General features: G+C 44.3%; 7 protein-coding genes. 2 read left to right on the top strand and 5 right to left on the bottom strand.

Translation table 11 applies throughout. From position 1 onward, the window contains the following. Window positions 1-127: 127 nt before the first annotated feature. The gene (locus LPB86_RS12105; protein WP_230644129.1) at window positions 128-973 is read left to right on the top strand and encodes a hypothetical protein; all 846 of its coding nucleotides are present in this window, start codon (window positions 128-130) and stop codon (window positions 971-973) included. Window positions 974-1,003: 30 nt separating this feature from the next. Beyond that, window positions 1,004-3,211 carry an ATP-binding protein gene (locus LPB86_RS12100; protein WP_230644127.1) on the top strand — a complete coding sequence of 736 codons (2,208 nt, stop codon included), beginning with the start codon at window positions 1,004-1,006 and terminating at the stop codon, window positions 3,209-3,211. Window positions 3,212-3,268: 57 nt separating this feature from the next. Here LPB86_RS12100 and LPB86_RS12095 read toward each other — a convergent pair whose 3' ends face one another. The 5 genes from LPB86_RS12095 to LPB86_RS12075 are packed head-to-tail and all read right to left on the bottom strand — an operon-like array spanning window position 3,269 to window position 13,825. Beyond that, window positions 3,269-5,803: a S9 family peptidase gene (locus tag LPB86_RS12095; protein WP_230644125.1), complete on the bottom strand. Its 2,535-nt coding sequence runs from the start codon at window positions 5,801-5,803 to the stop codon at window positions 3,269-3,271. An 8-nt stretch (window positions 5,804-5,811) separates the two neighbouring features. Next, complete coding sequence (locus LPB86_RS12090) at window positions 5,812-7,083, bottom strand: SGNH/GDSL hydrolase family protein (protein WP_230644123.1); 1,272 nt, start codon at window positions 7,081-7,083, stop codon at window positions 5,812-5,814. Between the two features lie 39 nt (window positions 7,084-7,122). Further along, window positions 7,123-11,154, bottom strand: coding sequence for a glycoside hydrolase family 2 TIM barrel-domain containing protein (locus LPB86_RS12085; protein WP_230644121.1), 4,032 nt, complete (start codon window positions 11,152-11,154; stop codon window positions 7,123-7,125). A gap of 1 nt (window position 11,155) precedes the next feature. Then, entirely contained in the window at window positions 11,156-12,550 is a 1,395-nt protein-coding gene (locus tag LPB86_RS12080; RefSeq protein WP_230644119.1) for an alpha-L-fucosidase, read from the bottom strand. A gap of 12 nt (window positions 12,551-12,562) precedes the next feature. Further along, on the bottom strand, window positions 12,563-13,825 hold the full coding sequence (locus tag LPB86_RS12075; protein ID WP_230644117.1) for a S9 family peptidase: 1,263 nt from the start codon (window positions 13,823-13,825) through the stop codon (window positions 12,563-12,565). Between the last annotated feature and the right edge of the window lie 10 nt (window positions 13,826-13,835).

The raw sequence follows: 13,835 nt of genomic DNA, 5'->3' as shown, positions 1-13,835 counted from the left end.
AGCCCGCATTTTCTTAACTTGAATCTACCAATAGCACTGTGGAAAAACAGTTGGCGCTAATTACTGTTTTCAATTAGGATGACTTAGCAATAACAGAAAAGGCTAAATACATTTAAATGGTACAGACATGATTAAAAAATTCCTATTCGTTACATTTTTAACATTTATGATGAGCAATGCCAATGCCCAGCCTTTCACCTTGAAATCTGTGGGCATAGCGAAAGAATTCCGGCTTAAGATTTATTTCGGTGCAGAAGGTAAAGGAGCTTTTGTGCAATATGTGGGGCAGAAAGGGATAATTCCGCTAAGGATAAAAAAATATGCTGTTGACAGTTCAGAGCGGGAAAGTGGTCAGCCGGATTTTACTACTTACGTATGGGACGAAGTTATTAACGGGATAACCACGGGAAGTTACGGCCTCACAGAAGGGCTACGGGAGCTAACCGACATTTGGTACTTAAGAAAAAAAGACGGAAAGCGTTTTTTACTCCAATATGTTGATGAAAAACCAGGAGCATATAGTGGCGATGACAGCTATCTTTTACATGGTGTTTTGCTCTCCTTTAACCATATTAAAAATAACCAGCTCAGCTTTGAATATCCAGGAGGAACAAAAAAGGTGGTATCGTTACCTGATTTTGATAGCCCAGACTACGGAAGACAGGGCACTATTGCTGATTACAATTTTGATGGATATGATGACGTTGCTTTTTCCATACCGGATGCCGGAATGGGTGTTTATCGAACATTTAGCATTTGGCTCTATAACGCTAAGTCCAAACGGTTTGAGCAGTTGAGGGAGCCGAATGATCCAAGAGCCAAATGTTCGGAACTATGCAACGTTGCTATAGATAAAGAAAAGAAGCTATTGTTCAGTTCCTGCCGTGGAGCTGCTACCTGGTGGAAGGATGTTTACCGGTTTGGGCCTGATAATAAATTGGTGTGGATAAGATCTGGCAAGCTGAAAGAGTAGATTCTTTATCCTACCTTAGATTTTTATTTTATGAATACCATGCCCCAGTCTTTGCCCAATGAGGAGCTCCTTGAGATCCTGACCCATACACAAACCGCCACAGCAGTGCACATCGGTGAGGAGGCCACAATCCGCTTTGCTAATCAGGCGATGATAGACATCTGGGGCAAGGACAGATCGGTTATTGGAAAAACCCTGGAAGAAGCACTTCCAGAACTAAAAGGCCAGCCCTTTATCGGCATGTTTGCCAGGGTTTGGCGAGAGGGACTCACCATTAAGGGTACCGATACACCAGCTAACCTTACCATAGAAGGAAAACTGATCACGATATACTTTGACTTTGAATACAGGGCAATCCTGGACAAAAAGGGCAAAACGATTTGCATTCTGCATACTGCAGTGGATGTGACGGAGCGTTTCAAGAAACAAAATGCAGAACAGCAAACGGCATTAGTACAGGAATTTCTTGCCCGGGAACAGCGCCTAAACGAACAATTGGCCAATTCCAACGAAGAACTCGCTGCTACCAACGAAGAGCTCTCGGCTGCATTAGAAGAACTCAGGGTTTCGAATGAGCAGCTCATGCAAACCAAAGCAGGTTTGCGCCTGCTCAATGAACAGTTAGAACAGCGTGTGGAAGAGCGCCTAAAGATCATTGCAGAGCTTAACACACGATTGGAAGTATCGGCAGAAGAACTCAATAAATCCAACCAGGAGCTGGCTGCCGCCAACGAAGAGCTAACTGCCACTGTGGAAGAACTGGCCAGCTCCAACCACGAGCTCCATGCCACCTATGATCAGCTCAAGATCAGCCAGGACGAAACTGAGCTCGCCATCAATGCTGCAAGCCTCGGCACCTTTGATCTTGACCCAAGAACCGGCAAATTTGCGGGCAACCAGCAGCTCAGAGATTGGTTTGGATTAGAACCTAGTGATCAGATTGAACTACACATTGCCACCCAGGTGATAGCACCAGAAGACCGGGACAAAGTTACAGAGGCCATTAACATGGCACTTGATCCGAAATCAGGAGGACATTATAGCACTTATTATACCATCATCAATCCTATTGATCCCAGGCCAAGGATTGTGCAGGCGAAAGGAAAAGCCCTTTTTGATGACAAGGGAAAAGCTACACGCCTGAGTGGGGTGCTTCAGGACGTTACCCAACAGGTTCAATCTGCACAGGAAATTTCAGAAGCCAATACCCGGATGAACATCGCCATTGAAGCAGGATCCCTAGGTTCTACAGAGGTAGATCTTGCCACCGGGCAGATGCAATGCAATGAACAGTTCAAGAAATTTTTTGGCAGAACAAAGGATCAGCCCTTTACCTATCCCGACCTTTTTGCAGCCATATTACCTGAATACCGTGAGCGTGTAAGGGAATTGGTAACTATTGCAAAAGAAAACCGCAGCGTCTATCAGGCCCAATATCAGGTATGCTGGCCAGACGGCTCAATCCACTGGATCAGCGCCCACGGTAGAGCACGCTACGACCAGCATGGAAAAGCTATAAAAATGGTTGGCCTCATCTCCGATATCACTGAAGCCAAGGCCGACGAGCAGCGCAAAAATGACTTTATCGGCATGGTGAGCCATGAGCTTAAAACCCCTTTAACCTCACTCAATGGCTATGTGCAACTATTGCAGCGGAAGGCCCAATCACAAGGCGACAACTTTAGCATACAGGCGTTGGAAAAGGCAAATAACCAGCTAAAAAAAATGACTGGAATGATCAACAGCTTCCTGAACGTATCCAGGTTGGAATCCGGAAAGATCAATATCGAAAAGAAGGAATTTGACCTTACTTTACTGATTGCAGAGTTGGAGAGCGAATTTAACTACACTGACCATAACCATCAACTCATCTATCTGCCCTGCGGAGAGATCCTGGTTAGTGCCGACCGCGACAAGATTGGTCATGTGGTTAGTAACCTGATTTCAAACGCGGTAAAATATTCTCCCGGAGGAACTAACATCACCATTACCTGCAGCAGCAACGAGCGAAATATTCTGGTTTCTGTAGCAGATCAAGGCAACGGTATTAGCAAAAACGACCAACCCCACTTGTTTGAACGTTACTATCGGGTATCTGATCAGCCCAGTTCCATTTCAGGATTTGGCATCGGCCTATATCTCTGTGCGGAGATCATTGAAAGGCATAATGGGAAGATTTGGGTAGAGAGTGAGCCGGGAGCAGGTTCAACGTTCTATTTCAGCCTTCCGATATCATGAAAAGGAGCAAGTTTTAGTACATTATTATAAAAACTAAATTATAATTTATTCTAAAGGCTACTGATTGGCAGTTATTTTACGGTACTTCTCTACCACACTCCCCAATCCTTTGTCGCCATGATAACTTGGTGCCTGATACACAAAAACATACGGTTTATACAAAGTGGCGCAGGATGCCTCCTCTTCTTTAAGTTTTTTATAGGCCTGCCATGCCGAATCGTAGGACGCAATAGCTGTTCTAATCGACACTTTATCGTATTTACCATTCAGGTCGCCTTTGTACCCAAGGGCCATAATCCTCCAACCTTGTGCAATAATCTGGTGTAGTAATAGACCATATCTGGAAGACACATTGATATAGCGTGTATCCGCAGCATTTTTAACATTGATCTGTTTACTTAAATCAACAATTTGTTCCCACAACCTAACCGCTTCAAATTTCTCTTCCACTGATGCATCCAGCTGATTAGCCTCGTACAATTTCTTAAATTGTGCATCTAGTGGATCAGAATCGGTGCCACCAAGAAATTCATCACGCATCCACCAAACCAATTGCGCATCAAAAGCAGGCAAAACACTATCGTGCCCTCTCAATACTGCACGTGCGGAAAGCAGGCACAATTGCCTGAATGCTATACGGCTCTTCCCTTTAATTCCCTGCTGATCCATATAGATATTAAAAACTTCTTCCTCTGTAAAGTTTGTATGTTGCGCCCAGTAACTGATCACATAAGCATTTAGTCTACACCAAAATTCATTACTAATATAAGGGCCTACCCAACCACCCCCTCTGGACCATGACCATATACCTGCAAATTGCGGCGTATTTTTTATGCCGTTTAAAGCATTATAACCTTTTTGAGGACGATTAAGACCGTACTCTTCGAAGCCTTCAATAACACCGTTCATCACATAATTTGGATAAGCCCCCTTACCTTCATATTCACGCTGGCATTGTACCTCAACAATTTGCCTATGTGCTCCGATACCTAATGTTGGGTTAAAATCAAAAGTGCGATGGTAATCACCTTTGGTATGTTTAATAGAAATAACCAAATTCGGGTGAGGAATGATCCTGTTCATTACTTTTAGATAGTACTCAGCGCTTTCATGCATGTCTCCGAAAGACCAGGTGCGATAGATCACTTCTTTATTCCTTTTTACACAAACTTCATCGTGCAGAAGATTCAATAGCTTGACATGGCTTTCCTCAGCATTAGTAATGGGATTATTTCCAGTATGATAAGGCACATTATTGAGGTAGGTTTCGCCCGTCCTAATCACGAGTCCGTCCAAATCAGGAAAAGCATCAAATACTTCATTGAGCATCGCTTTGTGGATGGCAATTGTTTTGGGCCGCTCAAAAGAGATTTTTCCGTTTGAATCGCAAATTTCATCACGGTACAGGTCAACCAATTTTTTCGGCAAAACAATAATATCAGTAAAATAGTAAACCTTGATACCGGCGGAATGCGCACGTTTAATATTTGCCCGAACTTTGGCTGCTGCTTCCATCACCCACGCACGGGCGGCCGACCCTTTTGGAAAAATACGTTTATCAAAACTATCGTAAGTGATGGCTGCATGTGCAAAAGTAAAGTCATTGATTACCATGCCTCCATAGCCATGCTGTTTGAGTAGTTTTGGGTCATTAAAATCGCTTTTGGTTAATTTTTCGCCCGGGTTATTGTGTACCATATCTAACACATAAGCCGACTTCACCGTCGCCGTAGCACGATCGACCGCTTTAACAATAAAGTCCACCACTTGTGTAGGGTCGGCAATGCCGTGCGGATGGTGCTTGAACCCTGGTTTTTCGATAATTTTTAGGTTCCCGCCCAGGGCTTTGATCTTTTCTGCGAAAGGCAGGGTATTTTCACCGATAGGCACAACTTCGTCTTCCATTGCTAAAACATGCAGCATCGGGTATCCGCCGGCCACAATTTGCCTAACCTTATCAATCGGACTTTCTGAAAATCTCTCCTCCTCCTCACGGGTACTCAGATTGAAGTCTTTCTTTACAATAGACCAATCATTCTTACTGCCGGGTCCTTTGCCTTTGCCACCAGGCCAGCTTTTCAAATCTACAACCGGGTTATCTGCATAGACACAGGCTACCTTTTCTGGGTTTTCTGCAGCCCAATTGTATACATAAACTCCACCCCTACTCATTCCTTCCAGCACTGCCTTATGTGAAAGTCCGGAACGGAGGAGGAATTGATAGAAATTGTTCCAGATGCCGACCGCCGCTGAATTCCCGTACAATTCGGATACATCACAGTATACTACATGGTAACCTAAAGCCAGGAGCCTAATTTCTGCTTCGGGAGCGGTATTCCAAAATCTTGCACGCCAAATGTATGGCCTGCCTGGGGAGGACCACTTAGGCGCTACGATCCTGCAATTTCTTCCTTCCAATTTAAAAGACGCGCAACGATAACCATGAAAATCAGTAAAGGTTTTCTCTGCCGTTATATACTTAAAAATATTAAATGTCGTATCCCGTTTATTATCCGCTCCTCCCGCAACACATATCGCAGTGCTAAGACATAAAAACACTAGCCATGCGGCAGTTAACTTAAGTTTAATCATTTCAATTATTACTTGATCTGTGTTCCGAGTAAAAGTACCCAGCCTGCATAACATGCATTTTCTTCAAATTTCCTCAGATTACCCTGATTGGCCACTTGCTGCATAACAGCAGTTTTGTCGGGGGCCTGATCCGAAACTTTCCACTCCACCTCATGCAATCCCGGGTTCATTAAGGGAAGTGTAAAGTAAAAACTGCGGTAGGTTGAGGAATATTTGTCAAACCGTGGATAGGATTGTTTTCCGGCACCATCAACAGTAACTACATATTGTCCGCAGCCCGGTCCAACAACATCATAAATCCCTGCCAGGCGCCCATTAAACTTAAGCTTTAAAGATGCTCCTGGAACCACAGATTTATATAACACCGGGAACCGGTTGCGGAGCATTCTTGCCACACTATCCTGTTGGGTCAATTCCTGCCAGCTTCCTGCTTTAACGATGTCCCTAAGCGAAATCATTTCCGCATCCTCCCAGTTTTCTCTTGTATAAGGTTTGCCAAGCTTATGCGCAACAGTACGGGCATGATCTGCCATTACGCGAAGGTTTTTTACCAGTATTTCCGCATAAATCCGCTGCCCCGTTTTTGGCAGTGGATGAACATTATCCGTAGTAAAAACAATCTTATCTGTATTTTCTTCAGGTTTACCCTGGAAAATAACCTTACCTGTTTTAATTTGCTGAACCACCTCAGGTGCAAATTTCACAGAAGGAATATCGTAATGATTAGCGATATGTTCCATAGCCAGCATAGACGGCCATAATTTACCTTCGGTGATTTTAGGCACCATGTTGCCAGACAAGGTATATACAAAACAAATATCTGTAAGTGGATCTGCACGCCAGATTTGCCGCACAATCCCTTCCATCGTTTCATGAATCCTTGCTGGATCCAAACTCCCATCATTTACAGCAAACTCAACAAATACCAGGTCTGGCCTATAGGTTAAAACATCATTTTTTAACCTAAATACACCAAGATCAGATCCTGTTCCGCCTACAGCTGCATTAATCTGCTTAACCATAGCTTTTGGATACTGACTTTGCAGCCAGCTCACAGACTGGTCCCGCCATCCGTCTTTGGCGGCCGTAATGCTTCCACCAAAATAAGCAACGGTAACTTGTTTACCGGCTTTCAGTTTTGAAAAAAAATTAGGGAGACCGTTGCGCTGATCAAATTCCTTCAAGTTATCCAGCTGATCTGTTTGTGCTTTTACAGCAAAGGCACACATACAGACAGCTAATAGTGATACTAATTTTCGCAGATTTAGAGTAAAGTTCATTTTAGCTTGTTTAGCGTTATTGTTTATTATTAGTATTTACTACCAGTATGTAAACTGATAGGGATCAAAATTTTTATATAATGGACGATAAAAATCAACAGTGGCCGTTTCCGAAACAGCAGCAGCAGCAGCTGCATTTTCCTCATAACTGATGTCTGCCCAGAAACCAAACCCGCCCTTTCCAGAACCAATTTTCAGCGTAAGTATATTTTCTCCGGCTTTAAGCGGAACACGGAGCGATACCTCACTCGCCCTTTTATGGTGAGTTTTGATAATCTGAACGATAGGTCTACCATTTAACCAGCCTTCCATCCAGTAATCAACACCAAATCTCAGTATCGCGTTTTGCGCGCTTTTAGTGGTGATAGACCGGGTAACAAATGCTACCGCATTTTCATCAATTCCAGAAAATGCTTTACCCAGGTTTACAAACCCAGTTTGATCTGCCTGTACTGTTGTTCTCCAGTCCAGCGTTACCCCATCAGTTCGCTTATAGGTAAGATTTGGATTTTGCCCGCCTTCAATTGCATCTTGCTGTCCCGGTAGTTGAAGACCGGGTAACTTCTCCCCATTTAACCCAGGTACCAGGTAAGGTCCCAGCACTCTCCAGCTGCCCAGTGTTTGAAAGGTTGGCCTGGGGTTAATTTTTTCAAGCCTGCCTGCAATTACCGGATCTGGTATAGCCTGCAAATTATTTAGCAAGCCTGCCTGTAGCTGCTGTAAGCGGGTTACGCTAAGTTGCAACGCCTCACGCTTTTTAGGGTCCTCTGTATATTTTGAAGATAACAATTCAGGTCCTACCTGAAGATAATATTTAACCCCTTTACCTATTGCCTGTTCTGCAATCAGGCCATCAGCAGATACCTTAACCCCAGCAGGCTGATCCGTCGTTGCGAAAGCAATAACATCTAATGCATCGCGCCAGCGCCACAAGTTAGCGCTTAGCCCACGTAAAATACCATTGGCAGGCGGTTGGCTGACTTTTAAAACCCGCTTAGGATTGGCCTTAAAACCCTGTTCTAACAATTGCGCAGCTGTTTGCGGAAAATGTAGGACCAGACCTCCATTATTTACAAAATGGTTAAGCTGGGAAACTGAAAAATCTACGTTCCCATTTCCCAGCACCAGGAGGTCCCCGCTTTGCAGCGTTTTGCTGCTAAGCGGAGAAATGCCTAACTTTTTAAGCTGTATAAGGCCCAAAGTATCACCACTATACACAACCCGCCTTTGCGCAGGAAGTGCCATTGAAGCATTTGTGATTAAATTTCTGATTAGCAATACTGCTGCCGGTTCGTGCTGCCGTCCCTCAAGATCTATTGAGCAAAACGTAATGGCTCCTTTGCCATGCCTGAATTCCATCAAAGGGCTGTAAGCAAGGTCAAATTCTGCTTGCAAAATTGGCCTGAAACCAACGACATCCGGGATTTTTAAAACTGAAGAGGCTACAGCATTGGTGTTGGTCCACTTAGGTGCATGCTCCTGGTCATATTCCATCGCCAATTTACCTTCAGGAAGCAAAAGTGGCGTTCCGCGCCAGTTACACAGATCGGCATTGCCTAATCCTTTCAGCACTTTGCTTAAACTGTCCCGAATAAAAACATAGCGCGACATGTTTTCTGCCGTTTCAAATCCCATGCCCTGCCAAACATCGGGCTGCTGGGCCAATATGATCACTTTCAAACCTGCAGCAATATCGGCCGATGAGTATGGCAGATCCTCACCAGCTTGTAAGGACTGCTCTCCAATAATCAAAGTCTTTATTCCCGTTAACCCCATATTTTTGGCCCAGACTGGCAACTTCAATCCCATCCCATCGAGTATAGTTTTTGATTTCCCTAAGGGGTCATATAATGCAAGTCCTTTTAGTTCACCTGGCTTTTCAATGGCTGGAAACAGGGTGAGCTGTAGTGTATCCAGCAAGTCTGGTTCTCCAGGTTGTTTAACTTTTAAAACCAAGTGACAAGTTGTTTTAGCGGAAACAATCGGTGCTTTCATCTGAAAAGGCACTTGTCTTATTTCACCTGCTTTAAGCTTAATTTTTTCAGCCCCATTTAGGAGCACTTTTTCACCCGACAGGAATTGCCATTCTGCATCCAATACCAGCTGCTCCACTCCATCCCAAACTATTGAAATCTGTTTATTGATCGTTTCGCCGCTATAATACTGATGCGTTTTATCCGTATGTATCGGAAATCCACCGATGTAAACAAGTAAAGGCTGGTTTGCCTGTTTAAAAATTTCAAACCGCTCATTTACCCAAACAGGCTTGGTCAAAACCGGGTCTTTCAAATACTTGTAACGGTTACTGTATCTTGGACTCTTGTTGTCGGGAGGTGTTCCGTATCCTTCCAGGAGCCAGTTCATCCAACCCCCGTTTACCCCCCAGCTTCGCCATGACCTGTTGGTATTTTTGGCAAACAGGCGCTGGAAATCCCAAAATTTGGGATACTGGGTAAAATCCATTTGTTCCCAGGTGGCACTAACAGGGTTTAAGCTTCTTGATATGGTACTATCTAAACCTTTAATTCCTTCAGTATAATATGCTGCTTCGCCCTGGTACATGGCCAGGTATTCTGTAAGCAGGAACTGGTTGCCTTTCCAGAAATTATTCCAGTAAGGCGGGCCAAATTCAACTGCAGAGAAAGGCATGTTACCATGTGAAGCCCATTCACTGGGCCACTCCTCCCGCTCCTGTAAAGGGATGAAATTCAGGTAAACATTTGCCGATGAAAGGTCTCCTATACTGCCATCGGCATGCGAATAAGCCAATCGCGTGGGATCTAAATCCTTCACTACAGCGCAGGCCAAACTGATGACTTTAGCCTGCCCAATTAGCACCGTATCGCGTTTACCCATGGTATTTGCTGCAATATTGGATTTTGGATTGTAGCTGTTCATGCCAACTACCCAAGCCATAATGGAAGGATGGTTACGGTACCAGCGCATATAGTACTCCATTTCTTTGCGATAGGCCTCCAGCACTTTAGGGTTAGAGACAAGCGCGGTGCGCAAAGAATTGATACTTGGTGCAGGCACAGTACAACCCATTCCTATGCGGTCCATCTCGTCCAGCAGCTCTTCATCTAGCAAGGGTGTCTCGGCCTGGGCACGCCACCATAAATTAGAATGAGGCTGGATCTGCGCTACATTATACCCCATCAGCTTGTACAAGCCTAAGCCATTTTTACCCGTTCCGTATATATCCGTGAGACGCCACCTCGAAGGGTGCCCATTCATATAAAGATCTTTCCCCTGCGTCCATAATTCCCTGAATCCAAAAGTAACTGGTGGATGGCTATCCAGTTTTTTGCTCTTGGACAACAGCACAACACTTGCCTTATACAGGTAAGGTTTCTCCAGTTCCCAGTATACCGGATTTTTCCAGTCTGCGGTAAAGCTATAAACAGCCTTTCCCTTAACCATTTCCAATTCGCTGCTTGTAAGCTTTAATGCCTCTTTACCATCCTTGTCGTAGATTATGGCTTCAAGCCTGCTACCAGTTAAAGGCTTTAGCGCGTCAATTTCCACCTGCAGGGTCAATGTCTTTTTCCTAAAAGAAGAGATGCAAAACACATCAGTAACGGCCTGAGGATTTCTGGCCATGAGGATTGCCGAAGCTGTTATCCCCAATCCCCATTTTTGCTGCGGAATTGTATTTCCTAGTGCCTGCCGTGATAAATACCGCAATACGTCTGATTTAAAATCACGCGAGATACCGGAATAATCTCTTGTCACAACTATTTTTAGGCTATTCTTAACACCAAAATTAATATGGCTGCTAAGGTCTACTTCTCCCCCTGGACGCAGTAATTCCGCAACCCTCACTTCATTAACATAAATAATGGCGTCGCCTTCAATACGCCTAAAATTAAGAATAACTCTTTTATTCTGCCATGTTTGTGGTATCAGCACCGTTTGCTGATACCACAAACTATTTGCCGTATCTGTCGGGATCCCTCCACTGGCTGTTTTTTTCTGCCAGCTTTTCACACTTAAACTCAGCGAATCCTGGGCGGCCCCGGGCAATGCAACGCCCAACAGCAGCCACAGGATTAGTTTTTTTAAAGACATATTAAATTACTTTAAATACCCATACTGGCTGATTGGAAAGCTGTTTAACGATGGCCGGAGGAATACTTACCTCAATACCATTTTCGGTTTTTGTCCACACCAACTTCTTTTCAGTTCCCAATAACTTAACCGTTGTTTTAGAACTCGAGTCTTTTAGGGGTACCAGTAGTTTTGCAGGCAAATCCTTTTCATTGTCTGCCGGCAAATAAGAAAGATAACGGGAACTTGCATTTTTAGTAAATGCCCATTGTGCTTCTCTATAAGGGGCAAAAGGTTTAGTGCCATAAATCGATTCCCCGTTTACCCTCATCCACTTACCTATTTCGGCCAGCCGTTCTGTAGCAACTTTGTGCCACTGCCCGTCAGGGCCCGGACCAATGTTTAGCAGCAGGTTACCATTTTTGGCGACCACGTCTACCAGCAACTGCACAAGTGTTTTTACAGGCTTAAACTGGTCATCCTGTTGAAAGGACCAGTGCTTGCCCATGGTGATACAGGTTTCCCAAGGGTGTGGCATAAACTTCGCCGGCACCTTTTGTTCAGGAGTGGTGTAATTTACGTACTCCGGCTTGCCATGCCTGTCTACCACAATAATGCCCGGTTGCTCTTTCCGTGCCATGGTTACAATTGGAGTCATGTCCATTTTCGCCCAGTCGCCGTCAAACCACAACAGGTCTACCTTCCCGTAACCCGTCATCAGCTCTTGCACCTGGTTAAAGGTAAAATCGGTAAAACGCTTCCAGCGGTCGGGATACTTTTTGCGGTCATACGACTCCGTCCTGTCCTTAGGCGGAAAGTAAGACCACCAGTAATCTTCCGAATGCCAGTCTGGCTTTGAAAAGTACGCGCCAATCATAAAGTTGTTTTTCCCAAAGGCATTGAAGATCTCTTTGGTAACATTTGCTCTTGGATTTTTCGAAAACGGTGTTTTCGCATTGGTAATGCTATAATCTGTATATTTAGTATCAAACATGGAAAACCCATCGTGGTGTTTGGTGGTAAAAACGACATATTTCATTCCGGCATCTTTTGCTGCATTAGCCCATACCTCCGGATTAAAGGCCGTAGGATTAAATGTCGTCTGCAGGTTTTCATAGCTTTTCTTGTAATCGGCCCACTTGCCGCTATTTGGCCCTGTACGTTGGGTAAACTTACGGTCTTCCGGACACAGTGACCACGATTCCACAATTCCCCACTGACTGTACGTACCCCAGTGCATAAAAAGTCCAAATTTTAGGTCTTGCCAATGCGCAATTTTTTCCTTCACCAGTGGATCGGAAGGCGCCTGATAGGTTTTTTCGCCATCATAACCCTCCGTTTCCTGTGCAAGGACTACTGCGCAGGAAGCCATAACAAAACAAGAAAGCAAGGCAACTTTATAAAATAATTTCATCATGATACGGCTATACTAATTGTTTAAAGGTTTGTTGCTTGGGTACATATAAGTAGATGTGGTAACGGGGCGGCTATCAGATACAGAAACATACCAGTATCCCTGCGCTGCCGCACCTGGCAATACCGCCTCATACCAACCATTTTCTAACAACTGCGCATCTGCTTTGAGCCACTTATGTTTGGTCCAATTTTCCTGATCTATACAATAAAAAACAGAAGCTAAGGCTGGTTTAACCGCATTTTTAACTTGAAATCTAACTTTCACATCTTCATTAACAATGGACGACTGCTGTCCGTATATTTCAGGTAGGGGCGATCCCTCCCCTTTTAAATAATAATCAAAATAAGGCTCTTCCATTTTAAGCCATCCAGCTCGTCCGGGCTCAGCGGTTCCACCGGGAACAGGGGCTGAATGGTTGGCATTGGGTGCAAATAAGTGACCTGTTTTGCTTTTCACTGCTTTTAAAGTCGCAGTTATTGCTGGGGGATAGAAAAAGATATCATTAGATGCCGCGGCAATAAAATATGGGCTTTGAATATCTTTTACTCGTCTGCCTGCATCAAGTTGTTTTAGCCATTCTTCTCGTTCTCCCGGGGTAACCAGGGTAAGCTGTCCTGCAAAGGCAGACCCCTCATCATAAAAACCCGAGCCATATACAGAAAATGCAGCCTGCACTTTGTTTTTAAGCAAGGCGGTCAGCATGGTCGTCGTATATCCGCCCCAGCTAATTCCGGAAATACCCAATTTATCTTTAATTACACCAGGCTGGGCCTGCAATAAGTAAAACCCTTGTAAACCAGCCACTACACCATCAAATATCGTACTGTAGGTGATATCGGGAAGTGCATTGAAACGGTGAGAATTGTAAGGAAAAGCTTTCCAGGCACCCGAAGAATTAGGTACTTGTAAAGGATCGGCAATACCAGGCAGGTCTATGGCGACTGTCACGTACCCACGTTTGGCCCATGCAATTGCTTTTTGCAATTCTGCATAACCCTTACCTCCATGAAGAATCAGCAAACCAGGATAATTTCCTGACTTAACTGGCCGCACAATCACGGCATAAATTTCTGAGGGTACAACTTTACCATCGGCAGTTTTACCATCCCTGGAGTAATACACCACTTTTTTAACGGATACTGTACCGGCAACAGAATCGCCAAGCTCTTTAACGATCCGTGGTGCCTTCCCTGTTAAATAAGGAATTAGGGGATCTTGCGCATTTGCAACTGTGATTATTGTTAAATTGCAAACCATTAGGAATGCATACTTCATAAGTTTAATT

Source organism: Pedobacter sp. MC2016-14 (assembly GCF_020991475.1).
In the GTDB taxonomy this organism is placed as follows: Bacteria; Bacteroidota; Bacteroidia; order Sphingobacteriales; family Sphingobacteriaceae; genus Pedobacter.
The sequence above is the reverse complement of the archived record's forward strand: the minus strand, read 5'-3'. Positions and strand labels throughout refer to the sequence as shown.